Raw genomic sequence first — 18294 nt, 5'->3', positions numbered from 1 at the left:
ACCATTCAGCGCACATTCACGAGTGTAGTCCTAAGCAACCGGTGATTTTCCGCGGCAGACAGGATTGCGGCGTGAGCGATTTCGACCAGATGGGAATTGTCGTCGACTGGGTGGATGCCTGCAGGAAGGGCGATCTCGCGACGCTGCTCGACCTCTATGCGGACGACGGCCAGGTCGAATGCACGTGTAACGGCACGCAGCGCTATCGCGGCCGCACCGAGCTCGAAGCCTATTGGCAGCCGCGGCTCAGCGCTTTCTCGTCGGCAGGTTTCGGGCTGGAGGAAATCCATCCCGCGCCCCACGGCGTCGATCTCGAATATTCCGTCGCCGGCGCCCTGCGCATCCGCGCCTCGTTTTGCTTCAGCCCGGACGGCAAGATACGCACCACGCTGTGCGAGCCGGCGCGGCAGAACACGCACCTTGGCTGTGCGTGCTAATCGGTGACCGGTGCCTCGCCTGCCGGTTCGGCGGGAAGGCGGCAGCGTACATAGGTTCGTTCATCCGCGCGCAGCAGTGACAGCGATCCGCTGAGCGCGCGCACGCGCTCATGCATGCCGGTCAGGCCACGGCCGAACAAATCGCCTTCGGGAAAGCCGCCGCCGTCGTCGGAAATCTCGATGACGACCGTCTCGCCGGCGAAGGTCGCCTGCACATGGGCATTGCTGGCGCCGGCATGGCGCAGCACGTTGGTCAGCGCCTCCTGAATCACGCGATAGACGGTCTGAGCCAGCGGCCCGTCGATCCCGTTGAGATCCGGATCAATCGTGTCCGTCAGGCCGACATACGGGGCTTGCTTGCGAAAGTTGCGGAGCAGCGTCTGCACGCTGGTCTCCAGACCCAATTCCTCGATGTAGAGCGGTCGCAAGCGGTCGAGGATGCGGCGGTTGGTCTGCTGGAGTGCCTCGACCGATTGCAACACCTCTTCCGCCGAATTGCCGAGATGTCCCGCCGTAGGCGAGGCCTCGACCAATGCGATCGTGCCGACGCGAATGCTGAACAGCAACGGGCCGAGTTCGTCGTGCAGTTCGCGCGCGAGATCGCGCCGCTCGTCGTCCTGGAGCGACACTAGGCGGTGCAGCAGGTCGCGATTGTCCTGGCTCAATTGGGCCAGCGTTGCGGCCAGCGCATTGGCCTCCTCGCAGCTTTGCCGGATTTCCGGCGGACCTCCGACCGGGATCGGCGTCGCGTAGTCGCCGCGCCGTATCCGCGTGAGGCCTTCGCCGAGATATTGCAGCGGGCGCAGGGCCGATCCGGCGAAAACATACGCAATTGTGCCGGTGAGCACCATCAGCACGGCGACGAGGGTGGTCAGCGCGAGAAAGCCGATCCACTTCTCGAACAGGTCGGCCGACAGGTCCGGCAGGAAGAGGAGATCGCCGACACGCTGGCCGCCGATCATCACCGGAGTTGCCGTGTCCATATCCGGAATGGTGAGCAGGTCGACAAACCATTGCGGCACGCCATGCGGCTTGCGCAGACCGTCCTTCGCTGAAGATGCGGGACCGGCGTCCACAGCACGGAATTGGATATCAGAGGAGATGTCCAGAGAATGGACAAAGGCGTCGAGGGTCTGCCGCGGAGTGTTCGAGGTGCGCAGGGTGTTGTTGAGCGCGGCGGCAACCGTCTGGGTCAAACGCCGCCCCGGCTCGTTCTCGTCGGCCAGTTGCCCGGCCGCGAAGGTTTGAAGCAGCACGCCGCCCATGATCAGCGCGGCGAGGAAGCCCGTGCCGAGCGGCAGGAACAGTTGGGTTCTGAACGAGAGGCGTTGCCACATTAGGTCAATTCTAACGCGCATCGGCCGGATTTGCTCTTTCCATTTGTTCCCGGGGGTCTATGAGTCGAAAAGCAAGAGAGCTGCGATGCAAGATTCCACTAAGCCGGCAACCCGAGTCCTGATCGTTGACGACCATCCCGTGGTGCTGTCCGGTTGCCGCACCCTGTTCGCCTCCGACCATTCGATCCGGATCGAAGAGGCGGCCGACGCCAAATCCGGGCATCGCGCCTATGTCAGCAAGCGGCCCGACGTCACCGTGATCGACATCAGCCTGCCGGATGTCTCCGGCTTCGAACTCATGCGGCGCATTCGCAAGGACGATCCGGACGCCAAGATCATCATGTTCAGCATGAATGACGATCCGGCCTTCGTGGTGCGGGCGGTCGAGCTTGGGGCGCAGGGCTATGTCTCCAAGGGCGACGATCCCCGGATCCTGCTCAAGGCGGTGCGCAAGGTGGTCGCGGGCGACAATTTCATCTCGCCGCAGCTCGCGGAAGCCGTGACGTTTTCCGGCGCGGCGATCAAGGCCAACCCGGCCTCGCAGATGACGCCGCGGGAGCTCGAGATTCTTCGCCTGCTGGGGCGAGGCGACAAGATCGTGGAGGTCGCCGAGGCGCTCGGCATTTCTTACAAGACCGTGGCCAACACCACGTCCCTGCTCAAGCAGAAACTCGGTGCCAAGAACCATTCCGATCTGATCCGGATCGCGGTGGAAATCGGGATGAGCTGACACGCCCAGAGCGCCGAACCGGCTGCTCCAGGATGCTGCCGGTTCGGCGGGGCGGAGCGGTCTCGGCGCTGAGCCGGGCAATGCATGGATAGCGCCGATACCATCCGCCGACACAATGGACCGAGCCGGCAGTTCGTTCCGGAACTGTCCGGTCATTCGGGAAATAATGGCAATGTGCGACAAGAAATCGCTCGCGAGCATTTGTTGACGCCGAGGCATTGCCGGGAAAAATAGGAACATCTTCTCTCACGCGCCGTTTTGGCTCTTGACGATGTCGTGACAGGCGACGAAAGCTTGCGCGAACAGTTTTAGCGGGGCAGCGACCCCAAGAGGCAAACTGGTCTGCACACATCAACGACAGACCTTCCAAGAGAGAGGGCTGCGGCATTGCCGCAGCCCTTTTTATTGGGCAGCCCTTTTTCGTTGGATCGGCAGGGACGCGAAGCGGTTTCCCGATGCCGCAAAACACTTTATGGTGGCCCAAGCCTCTGGCTGTTAACAAGTAGTTTCGTAAAATCAAAGGCTTGCGGATCGAGCTCAGGCTCGGCCGGCCTTTGGAGGGCAGTTTGACTCGTTATATCTCGACCCGGGGCGAGGCCCCCGAACTCGGCTTCTGCGACGTGATGCTGACCGGGCTTGCCCGCGACGGCGGCCTGTATGTGCCGGCCGTCTGGCCGCAACTCTCGACTGAGGCCATCGCCGGCTTCTTCGGTCGTCCCTATTGGGAGGTCGCGGTCGAGGTGATCCGCCCCTTTGTTGGCGGCGAGATATCGGATGCCGAACTCGGCCGCATGGCGAACGAGGCCTACGCCACCTTCCGCCATCCGGCGGTGGTGCCGCTGCGCCAGATGGCGGCGCACCAGTTCGTGCTGGAGCTGTTCCACGGTCCGACGCTCGCCTTCAAGGATGTGGCGATGCAGCTGATCTCGCGGCTGATGGACCATGTGCTTGCCAAGCGCGGCCAGCGCACCACCATCGTGGTCGCGACCTCCGGCGACACCGGCGGTGCTGCGGTCGACGCGTTCGCGGGGCTCGAGAATGTCGATCTCATCGTGCTGTTTCCGCACGGCCGCATTTCCGAGGTGCAGCGGCGGATGATGACCTCGACAGGCGCGGCCAATGTCCACGCGCTCGCCATCGAAGGCAATTTCGACGATTGCCAGGCGCTCGTGAAGGGGATGTTCAACAACCATCGCTTCCGCGATGCGACCTCGCTGTCCGGCGTCAATTCCATCAATTGGGCGCGCATCGTCTCCCAGGTGGTCTACTATTTCACCTCCGCCATTGCCGCCGGCGCGCCGGCGCGCGCGGTGGACTTCGTCGTGCCGACCGGCAATTTCGGCGACATCTTTGCCGGCTATGTCGCCAAGCGCATGGGTCTTCCGGTGCGGACTCTAGGCATCGCCGCCAACGTCAACGACATCCTGGCGCGCACGCTGAAGACCGGGATCTACGAGGTGCGCGAGGTGCACGCGACGGCGTCGCCGTCGATGGACATCCAGATCTCCTCGAATTTCGAGCGGCTGCTGTTCGAGGCTGGCGGGCGCGATGCCGCCGGCGTGCGCCGGCTGATGGATTCGCTGAAGCAGTCGGGGCGCTTCGTGCTGCCCGATGCGACGCTGGCCGCGATCCGCGAGGAATTCGACGCGGGCCGCGCCGACGAGACCGAGACCGCGGCCGCGATCCGCGCCGCCTGGCGCGAGGCGGGCGAGTTGGTCGATCCCCACACCGCGGTCGCGCTCGCGGTCGCCGATCGCGACACCACCGACACGACGGTTCCCAGCATCGTGCTGTCCACCGCCCATCCGGCCAAATTCCCCGACGCGGTCGAGGCGGCCTGCGGCCAGCGGCCGCAACTGCCGGCCTGGCTCGACGGTCTGATGACCAAATCCGAACACATGAAGGTGATGAAGAACGACCAGGCCGAGGTCGAGCGGTTCGTGCTGTCGGTCAGCCGCGCCGCGAAACAGGGAGTTGCCGGATGAGCGTCGAGATTTCCAAGCTTGCGTCCGGCCTGACCGTCGTCACCGACAAGATGCCGCATCTCGAAACGGCGGCGCTCGGCGTCTGGGCCGGCGTCGGCGGGCGCGACGAGAAGCCCAACGAGCACGGCATCTCGCATCTTCTCGAACACATGGCGTTCAAGGGCACGACGAAACGCTCCTCGCGCGAGATCGTGGAGGAGATCGAGGCGGTCGGCGGCGACCTCAATGCCGGCACCTCGACCGAGACCACGTCCTATTACGCGCGGGTGCTGAAGGCCGACGTGCCGCTCGCACTCGACGTGCTCGCCGACATCCTCGCCAATCCCGCCTTCGAGCCCGACGAGCTCGAGCGCGAGAAGAACGTCATCGTGCAGGAGATCGGCGCGGCGCAGGACACGCCCGACGACGTGGTGTTCGAGCATCTCAACGAGCTCTGTTATCCCGACCAGCCGATGGGCCGTTCGCTACTCGGCACTGCGAAGACCTTGCGTGCCTTCAGCCGCGACTCGCTGCGCGACTATCTGTCGACGCATTATCGCGGGCCCGACATGGTGGTGGCGGCGGCCGGCGCGGTCGATCACAAGCAGGTGGTCGCCGAGGTCGAGCACCGCTTTGCCAGTTTTGAGGGGACGCCGGGTCCGAAGCCGCAATCCGCACAGTTCGGCAAGGGCGGCACCAAGGTGGTGCATCGCGAGCTCGAGCAGGCGCATCTGACGCTGGCGCTGGAAGGCGTGCCGCAGGGCGATCTGTCGCTGTTCTCGCTCCAGGTCTTCACCAACATCCTCGGCGGCGGGATGTCGTCGCGGCTGTTCCAGGAGGTCCGCGAGAAGCGCGGCCTCTGTTACTCAATCTACTCGTTCCACGCGCCCTATACCGACACCGGATTCTTCGGCCTCTACACCGGCACCGATCCGGCCGATGCGCCCGAGATGATGGAAGTCGTGGTCGACATCATGAACGATTCGGTGGAGACCCTGACCGAGGTCGAAATCGCGCGGGCCAAGGCGCAGATGAAGGCGGGCCTGCTGATGGCGCTGGAGAGCTGCTCGTCGCGCGCCGAGCAGCTCGCCCGCCATGTGCTGGCCTATGGCCGGCCCCAGACCGCCGAGGAGCTGGTGGCCCGGATCGACGCCGTCAGCGTCGAATCGACCCGGGATGCGGCGCGTGCGCTGCTTTCGCGCAGCCGCCCTGCGGTTGTCGCATTAGGCAGCGGCAGGGGTCTGGACACGGCGGTGTCTTTTGCGGAAGGATTGACCCGGGCACGCGCCAAAGCGCGGCTGCATTAGGAGCCGCGCACGGGCTGATCTGCCCCGGGAAGCATCACCATGGCCCTCTTTCGCCTGCCATCCAGTGGACCTGCCGCGCTGGCGCCGCGCGGCAACGGCCTGTTGCTACGCGCGCCGCAGATGTCGGACTTCCTGCAGTGGGCGCATCTGCGCGAGTCCAGCCGCGATTATCTGACGCCCTGGGAGCCGATCTGGCCGTCGGACGATCTCACCCGCTCCGGCTTCCGTCGCCGCCTGCGCCGCTATTCCGAGGACATCGCCGCGGACCGTTCCTATCCCTTTCTGATCTTCCGCGAGCTCGACGGCGCCATGCTCGGCGGCATCACGCTCGCCAATGTCCGGCGCGGCATCGTCCAGGCCGGCACCATCGGCTATTGGGTCGGGAAGCCCAACGCCCAGCGCGGCTACATGACGGCCGCGCTGCGGGTGCTGCTGCCGACGCTGTTCGGCGAACTCAATCTGCACCGGGTCGAGGCCGCCTGCATTCCGACCAATGCGCCGTCGATCCGGGTGCTGGAAAAGTGCGGCTTCTCCCGCGAGGGGTTGGCGCGCCGCTATCTCTGCATCAACGGGGTCTGGCAGGACCATCTGCTGTTCGGCCTGCTGCACGAGGATTTCCGCGGCTGAGCCCGTTCATTCATGTGGCCAAAGTCTCCTTGTTTGCTGCCTTGTTGTGCTTGCCTTGGGTTCGCCGGTTTTGACGATATAACGGCGCAAGGCCGGCCGGCGATCGGCCGGGATGTTGTCGTGGAGTATGGGCGTTGATGGTGCAGAAGTTTCGGTCGTCGCGGAATGCGTTGCGGCGGGTGACAGCGGTCGCGCTGGTGTTGTCGGTTGCGCTCGTCTCCGTCTCGCCGGTCGCGGCGCAATCGCTGACCGATCGATTCAAGGGCCTGTTCGGCGGCAAGTCCGACGAGCCGGCACAGCCCAAGCCGGCGCCTGCGCCAGGCCAGCCGGCGGCCGAAGACGACGTCGATTGTCCGCAGGTTACGGTGCGCGCGGGGGCCTCGACCTACGCGGTTGGCGCCACCGGCAAGCCGGCCGTCGGCAATGAGATCCGCTTCCAGGCTACGATCACCAAGATGGCGCGTGAATGTACCCGGAACGGTGCCGATATCACGGCCCGGATCGGCATTCAGGGCCGCGTCATCGCCGGTCCCGCCGGTGCGCCTGCGACCGTCGAGGTGCCCTTGCGCATCGCCGTGGTGCAGGGCGGCGTCGGCGAGAAGGTGATCGCCTCGAAGGCCTACCGGACCACCGTCGAGATGTCGGAGGGCGGCAGCGTGCCCTTCACGTTCGTCGCCGAGGATCTGGCCTACCCGATGCCTTCGGCCAAGGCCGCCGATTCCTACATCTTCTATGTCGGCTTCGACCCGCAAGCGCTCTCGCCCGAGCCGAAGGCGCGGGGGAAGAAGAAGTAACCACGAAAAGATAGTTGTCATGCCCCGCGAAGGCGGGGCATCCAGTACGCCGCGGCTTCTCGATTGATCAGGACTGTCTCTGGAATACTGTGGATCGCCCGCCTTCGCAGGCGATGACATCAGGCTTGCCGATGCAGTGCCCGACAAACAAAAAAGCCGGCACTCATCGCGCCGGCTTTCTGATTGGTGAAGCGAGACCCCTCAGTTCAGCTTCTGCCGAACCTCGGTGATGCCCTTGGCGAGCAGATCGTCGGCGACGTTGCCCTTGACCGACTGCGACAGGATCGTGGAGGCGGCCTGGACGGCAGCTTCCGCGGCTGCGGCGCGGACATCGGCCACCGCCTGGGCCTCGGCGAGCGCGATCTTGCCTTCCGCGGTCTTGGTTCTGCGGGCGACGAAGTCTTCCATCTTCGCCTTGGCCTCGGTCGCGATGCGCTCGGCTTCGGACTTGGCGTTGGCGATGATGTCGGCAGCCTCGCGCTCGGCCGTCGCGGTGCGCGCCTTGTAGTCGGCGAGCACCTTGGCCGCCTCCTGCTTGAGGCGCGTCGCGTCGTCGAGCTCGGCCTTGATGCGGGCTGCGCGATGATCGAGCGTCGTCAGCAGGGTCTTGTGGATGCCGAGATAGGCAAACACGAGCATCAGGATGACGAAGGCGACGGCGACCCAAAATTCAGGTTCGAAGAACATATCGACTAACCCTTCAAGGACGCATCGACCGCGGCATTGACCGACGCGGCGTCGGGAACGACGCCGGTAAGCTGCTGCACGATCTGGCCGGCCGCATCGGCTGCGATGCCGCGGACGTTGCTCATGGCGGCGGTGCGGGTCGAGGCGATGGTCTTCTCGGCCCCGGCGAGCCTGGCCGCCAGCTGTTCTTCCAGCGTCTTGCGCTCGGCTTCCGCCTGCGCATTCGCCTTCTCGCGGGATTCGTTGCCGATCGCCTGTGCTCGCGTGCGCGCCGAGGCGAGCTCGCTTTCATAGGCCTTCAGCGCGGCGTCGGACTGGTCCTTCAGCTTCTGCGCTTCGGCGAGGTCACCCTCGATCTTGTTCTGACGCGCCTCGATCGCACCGCCGATACGCGGCAGAGCGAGCTTGGACACGATCACGTAAAGCAGGACGAAGAAGATCGCGAGCGACACCAGCTGTGAAGCGAAGCTGCTGCTCTCGAACGGCGGGAAGCCGCCACCGTGGTGACTACCGTCAGCCTCGGTGTGGGCGCCCGCCGCCGGACCTTTTGCGCCGCCATGACTTTCAGCCATGGAGTACTCCTGTTGCAGTCATGCGCGCCGCTTCGGTTGAAGCGGCGCGAAACACGTCCTCAGAGCGGAACGAACAGCAGCAGCAGCGCGATCAGCAGCGAGAAAATGCCGAGCGCTTCGGTCACGGCGAAGCCGAAGATCAAATTGCCGAACTGGCCCTGAGCAGCCGAAGGGTTGCGAACGGCTGCGGCGAGGTAGTTGCCGAAGATCACGCCGACGCCGACGCCCGCGCCGCCCATGCCGATGCATGCGATGCCCGCGCCGATAAGTTTTGCTGCTGCCGGATCCATTTTAGACTCCTTGGAAGAAAGATTGGGTTGTGGGTGGAAATTCCCCGGACCGCTCAGTGTCCCGGATGAATGGCGTCGTTGAGGTAGATGCAGGTCAGGATCGCAAACACATAGGCCTGCAGGAACGCGACCAGAATCTCGAGAGCGTACAGCGCGACCGTGAGCGCCAGCGGCAGCACGCCGCCGACCCAGCCGACGGCGCCGAGCGAGAAGCCGAGCATGGCGACGAAGCCCGCGAACACCTTCAGCGCGATGTGGCCGGCCAGCATGTTGGCGAAGAGACGGACACTGTGGGAGACCGGCCGCAGGAAGAACGACAGGATCTCGATGAACATGACCAGCGGCAGGATGTAGATCGGGACGCCCTGGGGAACGAAAATCTTGAAGAATTTCAGGCCATTCTTGTAGAGGCCGTAGATCAGGACGGTGAAGAACACCAGCAGCGCGAGCGCTCCCGTCACGATCAGATGGCTCGCAATCGTGAAGGTATAGGGGATGATACCCACGAGGTTCGAGACGCAGAGGAACATGAACAGCGAGAAGATCAGCGGGAAGAACTTCATGCCTTCCGCGCCGGCCGTCGAACGGATGGTCGAGGCGACGAACTCGTAGGAGATTTCGGCGACCGACTGAAGGCGCCCGGGAACCAGTTGCGTGCCGCTGGCAAGCATCAGGATCGAGATGATCGCGACCGCCACCAGCATGTAGAGCGACGAATTGGTGAAGGCGATCGTGTGATTGCCGATATGGCCCAGGGTGAAGAGAGGCTCGATGTTGAACTGGTGGATCGGGTCGATTTTCATCAGCGCAGCATCTCTTGGTCTGCCGGGCAATGCCGGCGGGTCTCGGTCTGCCGGTCGGGCCGGCCCGTACCGGCGAAGCCGGCACGATCATTCCTCTCCTGGTGTGGATCGCTTAAGAACCACCGCGTCTGTTTTGACCCGCGCCTGCCGTTCTCACCACGTTCACCACGCCGGCCACGAAGCCCAGCAGCAGGAACACGATAAATCCGAAAGGCGACGTCGACAGCAAGCGGTCGAAACCCCAGCCAATCCCCGCTCCGACAACGACCCCGGCGACCAACTCGGAGGATAACCGGAAACCAAGCGCCATCGCCGAGGCTCTGGCCGCTCTGTCCTCACCGTCACCTGCGGGTTGCTCGGTCTTGACGTGGCGGCCGCGAAATTCGGACAACCGCTGATCAAGATTTCCGAGCCGTTCGGAAAGCGCAGCTTCCTCGGGCGATCTATCGCGATCTCCATTCTCGCCGTGTCCCGTGCCCTGTGTCATGCAACGAAGACCCGAAACGCCGCGGCTGAATGGAAATTACGCCCGCCACCCTCAAAAGCCGCGCGGACCATACTGATGGGCCATAATCAAGTCAAGCCAAGTCACGATTGTGTCCATTCCTGTTATGTATCTGATTTATTTTACAATATTGGCGCGCGCGGCAGTGCTGCACACAGCGTGACGCCGCACCGCAGCAGCTCTCCGCATGATCGGCGAATGCCGTCGCCATTTCGCCCCGCTGTCGGGATCAAAGAGGGCACTGCCCTCGTTGATATCAGGGGCGCGTTTTGGGCGACGGATCGCCTCGCGGGGGTGTAGAATTTGCGAGAGCCACCTTTCGCGTCGTGGCGGAGAGCGCGATGAGACCAGCGAATTCATCCACAACATCATGGCTTGCGGCTGCGGCGTTCGCCGCGGTGATGACCATCAGCGGCGGCTGCCTCGCTGCGCAATCCGCACCCGACAGTGAAAACGGCCGCTACAGCATGACCCCCATCCCTGAGGGCGTGCTGCGGCTCGACACCCGCACCGGCACGGTATCGACCTGTACCCGGAGCGGCGCCGGTTGGGCCTGCTACGCGGTGCCCGACGAGCGGACCGCGCTCGACGCCGAGATCGGCCGGCTGCAGGCTGAAGTCGAGACGCTGAAGGGACGGCTCGCGGCGGGGCCGACCGTATCAGGCAAGATCGACGAGGCGCTGCCGAAATCCGATCAGTTCAAGAAGGCGGAGCCGAAGGCCGCCGAGGGTGACCGCAGGATCGAGATCCCCCTGCCGAGCGACCAGGACGTCGATCGCGTGATGTCGTTCCTGGAAAAGGCCTGGCGCCGGCTGATCGACATGGCCAACCGCGTGCAGAAGGACGTGTCGGGGAAGATTTGAGAGTTTGAATGGCATCTGAGAAACGCTTCGCACGCTCTGCGCCGTCGACTGTGCAAGTCACCGCCATCGCATCGTCGCTGCTGACCGTGCAGACGCCGGGCCGCGGCTTCACCGATCTCACCGGCGAAGCTGCGAAATTCGTCGCCGAGGCGGGCGCGCGAGACGGCGCGTTGACATTGTTCATCCGTCACACCTCGGCGTCGCTGACGATCCAGGAGAACGCCGACTCCTCCGTGCTCGTCGATCTCACCACCGCGCTGTCCCGGCTCGCGCCGGAGAACGCCGGATGGACGCATGATACCGAGGGACCCGACGACATGCCGGCGCACGTGAAGACCATGCTGACGCAGACTTCGCTTCAGGTCCCGGTCCTGAACGGCAAGCTCATGCTCGGTACCTGGCAGGCGATCTATCTGATCGAGCACCGCAAGCGCCCGCACCGGCGCGAAATCGTGCTGCAATTCATCGGCGGCAATCAGTAGAGCCCAAAAGAAAACCGGCCGCGGAGCGATCCGCGGCCGGTTCGTGTTGATTTGGATATGCCGCCGATCAGGTCGCCTTGATGTCGACGTCCTTGGTCTCGGGCAGGAAGAACAAGCCGATCACGACGGTAATCGATGCGAAGATGACCGGATACCAGAGGCCCGCATAGATATCGCCCGTCGAGGCCACGATGGCGAAGGCGGTCGCCGGCAAGAGGCCACCGAACCAGCCGTTGCCGATATGGTAGGGCAGCGACATCGAGGTGTATCGGATGCGGGTCGGGAACAGTTCGACCAGCATCGCGGCGATCGGGCCGTACACCATGGTGACGAAGAGCACCAGGACGAACAGCAGTCCGACAACCGCGGCTACCTGCGGACGGAAGATGTCGAACGGATGCGCCATCTTCACGATGCCCGTATCGCCGGCCTTCGGATACCCGGCTGCCTGCGCGGCGGCGAGGAGCGCCGGATTACCGTCCTTGGCGTTGGCGTAGGCAACTTCCTTGCCGTTGACCATCACCTTCACGCCGGAGCCGGCCGCACCTGGCGTGGTCGTGTACTTGACCGACGACTGCGACAGGTAGGCACGTGCGGTGTCGCAAGGCGAGCTGAAGACGCGGGTGCCGACCGGGTTGAACAGGTCGCCGCAACCTGCGGGATCCGCCACCACCTCGACCTTGACCGACTCGATCGCCTTTTCCAGCGCAGGATTGGCGTTGGTGGTGATCATCTTGAAGATCGGGAAGAAAGTGAGCGCCGCGATCAGACAGCCGCCGAGGATGATCGGCTTGCGGCCGATCTTGTCGGAGAGCATGCCGAACACGATGAAGAAGCCGGTGCCGAGCAGCAGCGACCAGGCGATCAGCAGGTTGGCGGTGTAGCCGTCGACCTTGAGGATCGATTGCAGGAAGAACAATGCGTAGAACTGGCCGGTGTACCAGACCACGCCCTGGCCCATCACGCCGCCAAGCAGCGCCAGCAGCACGAGCTTGCCGTTCTGCCAATTGCCGAAGGCTTCCGTCAGCGGGGCCTTCGAGCTCTTCCCCTCGTCCTTCATCTTCTGGAAGATCGGGGATTCGTTGAGACGAAGCCGGATCCAGACCGAGACGCCAAGCAGCAGCACAGAGACCAGGAACGGAATGCGCCAGCCCCACGCCGCGAACTCGGGTTCGCCGAGCGCGGAGCGCGTGAACAGGATCACCAGCAGCGACAGGAACAGGCCGAGCGTCGCCGTGGTCTGGATGAAGGAGGTGTAGTAGCCGCGCTTGCCGTTCGGAGCATGCTCCGCGACGTAGGTTGCCGCACCGCCATATTCACCGCCGAGCGCCAGGCCCTGGGCGAGGCGCAGCGCGATCAGGATGATCGGGGCCGCGATGCCGATGGTCGCCGCGTTGGGCAGCAGGCCGACGATGAAGGTCGACAGACCCATGATCAGGATAGTGACGAGGAAGGTGTATTTGCGGCCGACGATGTCGCCGATACGGCCGAACACGATCGCGCCGAACGGGCGCACCAGGAAGCCTGCCGCGAAGGCCAGCAGCGCGAAGATGTCGCGGGTTGCCGGGGGATAGGCCGAGAAGAACTGCGCGCCGATGATGCCGGCCAGCGACCCGTAAAGATAGAAGTCGTACCACTCGAAGACGGTACCGAGCGAGGAGGCGAGAATGACGAACCGTTCGTCTTTCGTCATCCCTCCCGCGCGTGCTTGAGACACAGCCATTGTCGACATGTTGAGTCGCTCCCCGAAAATCGTTTCCTCACGCCCTAGGTGTCCGGGCGGGCCGGATCAACCTAGGTCTTGCCCTCAAGGTAACATTGGCGTGAAACCCGCCCCAATACGACTTTCGGCCTTTCGCACTGACGCGCAGCTGACGGCGGATATCGGGCCGCCGCGTGGCCTCCGGATTAACCCCTTTGCTGCAAAGGAATAATGCGCCCTTGCATGCCACGCCCGCTCAGGGAAGAATTAGGGTGCCGCGGCGTTGACTCGCCGCCCGGCGCGAACGACAGCAAGAGATCGATGAACGCTCCTTCCACCCATCTCGTCATTGCCGATGACCATCCGCTGTTCCGTGACGCGTTGCGGCAGGCGGTGGCGGGCGTCCTGACCTCGGCCAGGATCGACGAGGCCGGATCGTTCGAGGATCTGACCAAGCTTTTGGAACAGACCTCTGACGTCGACCTGATCCTGCTCGACCTCTCGATGCCCGGGATTTCCGGATTTTCCGGTCTGATTTATCTGCGCGCCCAATATCCGGCGATCCCGGTGGTCATCGTCTCGGCCTCCGACGACAGCGCCACGATCCGCCGCTCGCTCGATTTCGGCGCCTCGGGTTTCATCCCGAAGCGGTTCGGCGTCGAGACCCTGCGCGATGCCATCCTCAAGGTGATGGAGGGTGACGTCTGGGTTCCCGCCGACACCGACCTGTCGGCCGCCGCCGACCCGGACATGACGAAGCTGCGCGACCGTCTGGTGACGCTGACGCCGCAACAGGTGCGGGTCCTGATGATGCTGTCGGAGGGGCTGCTCAACAAGCAGATCGCCTATGAGCTCGGCGTCTCCGAGGCCACCATCAAGGCGCACGTCTCGGCCATCCTGCAAAAGCTCGGCGTCGAAAGCCGCACCCAAGCCGTCATCGCCGCCGCGAAGATCGCCGGCGGCCAGTGGAGGCAGGGCACCCCGACGGGGTGAGCCTGAGCGAGCTGCGCGACCGCGTCTGTGTCGCCCCCCTGTCAATCCGCCAGCGCGAAAATATTCCACTTTACCGAAATTCGGTTTTGGCGTATATGTCGTCCATCCCGGCTCACCCTTGAGGGGCGACCATGTGTCGTGATGGTCGTAGAGCCGGGCTTGCGGTGGACGCGACAGCGTCGGGCGCGAAAGTCCGGGCAGGGCGGATTGCTCTCCGTGAGCCCGAGGCTTCGTGCCGACGAGCGGCGCTGTCAGGTTCGTCTCGCCAGTATTTCGATGGCAACGTGCACAACGCCGTCGGACCCTGTGGCGAAATGGCGGGCCGTGCGTACGGCAAAACCGTGTGGTCCTGGCCGTCGTTGCTACGGTCAAGCCTTTGCGGAAGCGGCATTCGCGTCAACCGGCGCGGTGTCCGCGACTTTCGTGAAGGCGAGGGAGGCCAACAGGAACTCGGCTCCCGGGAGAGCACGGCATAAGCCGTAAAGCCACTGCGCAGGGAAGGCCGAGTGATTTGGCTACACCTGTATGCTGCTGTGCGGTTTCCTTGCGCTACCTTTCGCGCAGCGGACCGCGGGTGCCAGCCGGCACCCGGCCTTCCCTGCGCCCTCCTGGACAAGAGGGTGAAGCGACCAAGCAAAGCTCGGGCGCATGCGCCGCGAGGATGCGAAGGCGTGTCTGCGAGTTCAAATGTGCATTGGAGGATGGCGATGCCGCCCCTTGCTCGCAATGACGATGCGGTGCGCCCTATAATGTCTGCAGCAAAGCATTGGCTATTCTGATATCCGCCGTCTCTGATCCCTCGACAAAACCTTCGAGCGCCGATTGAAGCAATCGTTTCGCTTCCTCGCGCCGGTCGCGTTCGGCAAGGAATCCGGCAAGATCGATCGCGGCCCGCAGCTCCCAGGCTTTGGCGCCTTTGCGACGACTCAATTCCAGTGATTGCACGAAGTGGGCTTCTGCCTGATCGGCCCCGGGCTGCGGGCGGGCCAGGAGAACCCTGCCCTTCATGCGCAGCAGCTCGGGCATGTACATATGATCGCCGCTCTGATCGACGAGGCTGATCGTATCGTCGAGCAGGCGCGCACCTTGTTCGACTTGCTCGAGCGCCAGAAGACCGTTCACAAGCGCGATGTTGAACGTCGTGGTGAGCAGTTCGTAGCCGGCATCGTGGAGCTCGCGCAGACAGGCTCTGATCGTCACGATGCCATCAGAGTCGCCGCGTCGGATCGCCAGCTCGCCTTTGACGCCGCGGCCGACCGCAAGATAAGGGCCCATCGAGCGCGATTCGGCATGGGCGATGAAGCGGTCGATGTTCTCTTCCGCGCCATCGAGATCTCCGCTCCAGAGATCGATCGAGACCGCCCAGATCAACGCGATGCAGAGCGTGATCGGATGGTCCATCTGCGCGGCCTCGATGACCGTCTGCCGGGCCAGTTGCAGCGCATCGGCGGGGCGGCCCTGCAACCAAAACTCTCGCGCGAGCGAGATGCCGGCCCGGTTGCGGTGATCGAAGCCATAGACGGTGCTGATCCGTTCCGTGCCCGGCCCGTGCCAGGCGGCCTCCAGCATGGTCAACGCGTCGCGATGCTCGCCGGCCAGATGCAAGGAGACACCCAGCAGCGAATGGGCGAGGGCGAGCGAGGCGGCATCGCCGAGTGTCTCGGCGACCGTGAGGCTTTGCTGCGCATAGCCGAGCGCGGCGTCGAACTGTCCCATCCGCTCGTGGAAGATATGCACGCGGCCGAGCAGCTGGAGCTGGTTCGGCGCGTCGCCGCGCGCCTCGGCGATCGCAAGGCTCCGGCTCAAGGCGGCACGCGCCGCTTCGCTGCCGCCGCGCGTGAACATCAAGGTCAGTCCGAGCGCGGCCTGGATGTGCATTTCCTCGGCACTGCCGCGCGAGGACGGATCGATTGCAAGCAGCGCCCGTTCAGACCAGCGCCGGCATTCGATCAGCAGCGACATGGCGAGAAAGATGGGAGCCGCCGCAGCAGCGAGTGTAACGCCGATGCCGGCATCGCCGTTCACGCCAAAACACCAGTCCAGCGCGGCGCGGACGTTGTGAAGCGCGGAGAAATGGATCGCGCGCTCGTCGGCGCTCGGCACCGTGGCCCATGTCCTACCGGCCTGCTCCAGCCATCGCCGGTAGTAGGTTGCGTGGCGGGCGGCGAGCGATGCGTCATCAGGCCCGACATCGCGCAGATAGGCGCGCGTCGTGTCGAGCAGACGATAGCGCATCATGGCGCCGATCGGCCGCGGCGCGACCATCGACTTGGCCACGAGGCCGTCGATGGCGTCGAACAGGCGGGAGCGGTCGACCCGTTGGTCCGGCACGATCTCCAGTGCGGCATCGATGGTGAAGTGACCGGCGAAGACCGCGAGCCGGCGCAGCACCAGGCGCTCGATGTCGGACAGGAGCCCGTAGCTCCAGGCCAGCGTCGCCTGCAATGTCTTCTGTCGTGGCGGCGCCGTGCGCTGGCCCTGCCAGAGCAGATTGAGGCGCTCGTCGAGCAGCGTCGCGGTCTGCTCCAGGCCGTAGGCTTCGACCCGGCCGGCGGCGAGTTCGATCGCCAGCGCCATGCCGTCGAGCTTGCGGCAGATGCCGGCGACGATTGCGGCGTTGGCATCGTCGAGCGCAATCTGCGCGCCGCCGGCCGTGGCACGTTCGAGGAAGAGCTGAAGCGCGGGATAGGCCTGCGCCGCGGCCGCCGTCAGTCCGGGCTTGTCGGGCGGAACGGCAAGCGGGGCCAATCGATAGACCTGCTCGCCCTCGACGCGCAGCGCTTCGCGGCTCGTCGCCAGGATGTGGACATGCGGTGCGGCGTGGAAGATCTCGGCGGCCAGCGGCGCTGCGGCTGCGACGACGTGTTCGCAATTGTCGAGGATCAGCAGCATCCGCTTGTCCCGGAGATGGGCGAGCAGCGCGGGCAGGGGATCGTCGGTTTGCGCCGGCAGGCCGAGCATCAGCAGGATCGAGGTGATCACGAGATCGGGATCGCTCAATGCGGCAAGATCAACAAAGTGCGCCGCGTCGGAGAATGTTTCGAGCAGGTCGTGAGCGATCGCAACCGCAACGGCAGTCTTGCCGACGCCGCCCGGGCCGACGATCGTGACGAAGCGCGAGCCGATCAGCCTGTCGGAGACGGCGGCGACTTCATCGTCGCGCCCGACCATCCGTTGCAGCCGGTTCGGCAGTTTGACCGGCGGCAATTCCGTTCGCCGTGCGGCGCGCCGCTGTGCCGGGAGTTCCACCCGCGAGATCGGCGCCACGAAGCAATAGCCGCGGCCGGAGAGTGTGGCGATGTAGCGAGTGCCGTCCTTGCCGTCGCCAAGGACCTTGCGAAGCGCCGCGACGTGAAAGCGCAGATTGGCTTCCTCGACCGTGATGCCGGGCCACACCAGCGCCATCAGATCAAACTTGCTGACGACCTCGTTCGGCCTCAACATCAGCGCGATCAGCGTGTCGAAGGCCTTTGCACCGAGCGGCAGCGCGACGCCATCGCGCATCACGAGTCTTTCATGCGGCATCACGGTGAATGGTCCAAACGACAGGGTTCCCGTTGCGGTGCCGGCCGGCTCGGTCATGGCGGAATCCTGATCGTTTCGAAGGGACCGGATAGCCAGATGATCGCGATCCGGCAAGGCCGTCCCTGCATCGGCGTCAGACCGCGGATGCAGGCCTTGCGAGGGGTGCGAGCCGAGACCTCACAACTTCTCACAAGTCCAAACGGGTGTCCTGAGGCCGCCGCTGCTAGTCAGTTGTGCGACGGCAAGGAGACCTCGATGACCCAAGCGGCAAAATTGCTCTACACGGCCCGGACCCACACCAGCGGCGGGCGACAGGACGGCATGTCGCGCAGTTCCGACGGCCGCCTGGACGTCAAGCTGTCGCCGCCGGGCGGCGCGGGTATCGGCACCAATCCCGAGCAATTGTTCGCGGCCGGCTGGTCGGCCTGCTTCGAGGGCGCGATGGAGATCGCGGCCCGCAAGCGGAAGATCCAGCTTCCAAGGAAATGCGCGATCGACGCGGAGATCGACCTCGTGCTGGAGGAGGGCGCCTATTCGCTCAGGGCACGCCTCGATGTCAGCCTTCCCGGTCTCGATCGCGAGATCGCGCGCGGCCTCATCGATGAGGCGCACCAGACCTGCCCCTATTCCAAGGCCGTTCGCGGCAACATCGACGTCACGGTCGCGCTGATCTGAC

General features: G+C 64.6%; 18 protein-coding genes. 10 read left to right on the top strand and 8 right to left on the bottom strand.

Translation table 11 applies throughout. The annotated features are described in order from the left end of the window. Positions 1-71 precede the first annotated feature (71 nt). Positions 72-437: a nuclear transport factor 2 family protein gene (locus ABIB00_RS01835; protein ID WP_247352356.1), complete on the top strand. Its 366-nt coding sequence runs from the start codon at positions 72-74 to the stop codon at positions 435-437. Here the strand turns inward: ABIB00_RS01835 and ABIB00_RS01830 are convergent. Then, a complete protein-coding gene (locus ABIB00_RS01830) occupies positions 434-1774 on the bottom strand; it encodes a histidine kinase (RefSeq protein ID WP_354103175.1) in 1341 nt (446 codons plus the stop codon). The genes ABIB00_RS01835 and ABIB00_RS01830 overlap by 4 nt on opposite strands. A gap of 85 nt (positions 1775-1859) precedes the next feature. On the opposite strand from ABIB00_RS01830, the gene ABIB00_RS01825 reads away from it, so the two are divergent. The 5 genes from ABIB00_RS01825 (at position 1860) to ABIB00_RS01805 (ending at position 7196) form a co-directional block, all read left to right on the top strand. Continuing rightward, positions 1860-2504, top strand: a complete 645-nt coding sequence (locus tag ABIB00_RS01825) for a response regulator transcription factor (RefSeq protein WP_247352361.1) — start codon at positions 1860-1862, stop codon at positions 2502-2504. Positions 2505-3070: 566 nt separating this feature from the next. Then, positions 3071-4489, top strand: a complete 1419-nt coding sequence (gene thrC, locus ABIB00_RS01820; protein WP_247352362.1) for a threonine synthase — start codon at positions 3071-3073, stop codon at positions 4487-4489. Further along, positions 4486-5775 (top strand): M16 family metallopeptidase, encoded by a 1290-nt coding sequence (locus tag ABIB00_RS01815; protein ID WP_247352364.1) that lies wholly within the window; start codon positions 4486-4488, stop codon positions 5773-5775. The genes thrC and ABIB00_RS01815 overlap by 4 nt, the downstream gene beginning before the upstream one ends. A 39-nt stretch (positions 5776-5814) precedes the next feature. Further along, the gene (locus ABIB00_RS01810; protein ID WP_247448411.1) at positions 5815-6402 is read left to right on the top strand and encodes a GNAT family N-acetyltransferase; all 588 of its coding nucleotides are present in this window, start codon (positions 5815-5817) and stop codon (positions 6400-6402) included. A 137-nt stretch (positions 6403-6539) separates the two neighbouring features. After that, positions 6540-7196: a hypothetical protein gene (locus ABIB00_RS01805; RefSeq protein ID WP_354103174.1), complete on the top strand. Its 657-nt coding sequence runs from the start codon at positions 6540-6542 to the stop codon at positions 7194-7196. Positions 7197-7397: 201 nt separating this feature from the next. Here the strand turns inward: ABIB00_RS01805 and ABIB00_RS01800 are convergent, their stop codons facing one another. From ABIB00_RS01800 to ABIB00_RS01780, 5 genes are all read right to left on the bottom strand, one after another. Then, on the bottom strand, positions 7398-7883 hold the full coding sequence (locus ABIB00_RS01800; protein ID WP_247352370.1) for a F0F1 ATP synthase subunit B family protein: 486 nt from the start codon (positions 7881-7883) through the stop codon (positions 7398-7400). Positions 7884-7888: 5 nt separating this feature from the next. Beyond that, positions 7889-8455: a F0F1 ATP synthase subunit B family protein gene (locus ABIB00_RS01795; RefSeq protein WP_247352371.1), complete on the bottom strand. Its 567-nt coding sequence runs from the start codon at positions 8453-8455 to the stop codon at positions 7889-7891. A 59-nt stretch (positions 8456-8514) separates the two neighbouring features. Further along, entirely contained in the window at positions 8515-8745 is a 231-nt protein-coding gene (locus ABIB00_RS01790; protein WP_007599451.1) for a F0F1 ATP synthase subunit C, read from the bottom strand. Positions 8746-8798: 53 nt separating this feature from the next. Further along, positions 8799-9548, bottom strand: coding sequence for a F0F1 ATP synthase subunit A (locus ABIB00_RS01785; protein WP_247448414.1), 750 nt, complete (start codon positions 9546-9548; stop codon positions 8799-8801). Between the two features lie 112 nt (positions 9549-9660). Continuing rightward, a complete protein-coding gene (locus ABIB00_RS01780) occupies positions 9661-10035 on the bottom strand; it encodes an AtpZ/AtpI family protein (RefSeq protein WP_018459992.1) in 375 nt (124 codons plus the stop codon). A gap of 359 nt (positions 10036-10394) precedes the next feature. On the opposite strand from ABIB00_RS01780, the gene ABIB00_RS01775 reads away from it, so the two are divergent. Together ABIB00_RS01775 and ABIB00_RS01770 are read left to right on the top strand one after the other, a co-directional pair. After that, the gene (locus ABIB00_RS01775) at positions 10395-10916 is read left to right on the top strand and encodes a hypothetical protein (protein WP_354103173.1); all 522 of its coding nucleotides are present in this window, start codon (positions 10395-10397) and stop codon (positions 10914-10916) included. Positions 10917-10924: 8 nt separating this feature from the next. After that, positions 10925-11398, top strand: coding sequence for a secondary thiamine-phosphate synthase enzyme YjbQ (locus tag ABIB00_RS01770; protein WP_354103172.1), 474 nt, complete (start codon positions 10925-10927; stop codon positions 11396-11398). 67 nt (positions 11399-11465) lie between these two features. On the opposite strand, the gene ABIB00_RS01765 is transcribed toward ABIB00_RS01770, so the two are convergent. Continuing rightward, on the bottom strand, positions 11466-13091 hold the full coding sequence (locus tag ABIB00_RS01765) for an MFS transporter (protein WP_354103171.1): 1626 nt from the start codon (positions 13089-13091) through the stop codon (positions 11466-11468). Positions 13092-13421: 330 nt separating this feature from the next. Between ABIB00_RS01765 and ABIB00_RS01760 the strand changes: the two genes are divergently transcribed. Then, positions 13422-14093 (top strand): response regulator, encoded by a 672-nt coding sequence (locus ABIB00_RS01760; RefSeq protein WP_354103170.1) that lies wholly within the window; start codon positions 13422-13424, stop codon positions 14091-14093. Positions 14094-14837: 744 nt separating this feature from the next. Here the strand turns inward: ABIB00_RS01760 and ABIB00_RS01755 are convergent. Continuing rightward, positions 14838-17675, bottom strand: a complete 2838-nt coding sequence (locus ABIB00_RS01755; RefSeq protein WP_354103169.1) for an ATP-binding protein — start codon at positions 17673-17675, stop codon at positions 14838-14840. A 198-nt stretch (positions 17676-17873) separates the two neighbouring features. On the opposite strand from ABIB00_RS01755, the gene ABIB00_RS01750 reads away from it, so the two are divergent. Then, positions 17874-18293, top strand: coding sequence for an organic hydroperoxide resistance protein (locus ABIB00_RS01750; RefSeq protein ID WP_354103168.1), 420 nt, complete (start codon positions 17874-17876; stop codon positions 18291-18293). Position 18294: the final 1 nt, after the last annotated feature.

The sequence above is a fragment of the Bradyrhizobium sp. LB14.3 genome, assembly GCF_040547985.1.
GTDB lineage: Bacteria > Pseudomonadota > Alphaproteobacteria > Rhizobiales > Xanthobacteraceae > Bradyrhizobium.
Note: the sequence above shows the minus strand (reverse complement) of the source record. Positions and strands in the feature narration are given on the sequence as shown.

Bases quoted from the DNA above. Each gene is read 5' to 3' on its own strand.
- ABIB00_RS01830 (WP_354103175.1), bottom strand. From the start codon at position 1,774: ATGTGGCAACGCCTCTCGTTCAGAACCCAACTGTTCCTGCCGCTCGGC.
- ABIB00_RS01825 (WP_247352361.1), top strand. From the start codon at position 1,860: ATGCAAGATTCCACTAAGCCGGCAACCCGAGTCCTGATCGTTGACGAC.
- ABIB00_RS01815 (WP_247352364.1), top strand. From the start codon at position 4,486: ATGAGCGTCGAGATTTCCAAGCTTGCGTCCGGCCTGACCGTCGTCACC.
- ABIB00_RS01810 (WP_247448411.1), top strand. From the start codon at position 5,815: ATGGCCCTCTTTCGCCTGCCATCCAGTGGACCTGCCGCGCTGGCGCCG.
- ABIB00_RS01805 (WP_354103174.1), top strand. From the start codon at position 6,540: ATGGTGCAGAAGTTTCGGTCGTCGCGGAATGCGTTGCGGCGGGTGACA.
- ABIB00_RS01800 (WP_247352370.1), bottom strand. From the start codon at position 7,883: ATGTTCTTCGAACCTGAATTTTGGGTCGCCGTCGCCTTCGTCATCCTG.
- ABIB00_RS01795 (WP_247352371.1), bottom strand. From the start codon at position 8,455: ATGGCTGAAAGTCATGGCGGCGCAAAAGGTCCGGCGGCGGGCGCCCAC.
- ABIB00_RS01790 (WP_007599451.1), bottom strand. From the start codon at position 8,745: ATGGATCCGGCAGCAGCAAAACTTATCGGCGCGGGCATCGCATGCATC.
- ABIB00_RS01785 (WP_247448414.1), bottom strand. From the start codon at position 9,548: ATGAAAATCGACCCGATCCACCAGTTCAACATCGAGCCTCTCTTCACC.
- ABIB00_RS01780 (WP_018459992.1), bottom strand. From the start codon at position 10,035: ATGACACAGGGCACGGGACACGGCGAGAATGGAGATCGCGATAGATCG.
- ABIB00_RS01775 (WP_354103173.1), top strand. From the start codon at position 10,395: ATGAGACCAGCGAATTCATCCACAACATCATGGCTTGCGGCTGCGGCG.
- ABIB00_RS01770 (WP_354103172.1), top strand. From the start codon at position 10,925: ATGGCATCTGAGAAACGCTTCGCACGCTCTGCGCCGTCGACTGTGCAA.
- ABIB00_RS01765 (WP_354103171.1), bottom strand. From the start codon at position 13,091: ATGACGAAAGACGAACGGTTCGTCATTCTCGCCTCCTCGCTCGGTACC.
- ABIB00_RS01760 (WP_354103170.1), top strand. From the start codon at position 13,422: ATGAACGCTCCTTCCACCCATCTCGTCATTGCCGATGACCATCCGCTG.
- ABIB00_RS01755 (WP_354103169.1), bottom strand. From the start codon at position 17,675: ATGACCGAGCCGGCCGGCACCGCAACGGGAACCCTGTCGTTTGGACCA.
- ABIB00_RS01750 (WP_354103168.1), top strand. From the start codon at position 17,874: ATGACCCAAGCGGCAAAATTGCTCTACACGGCCCGGACCCACACCAGC.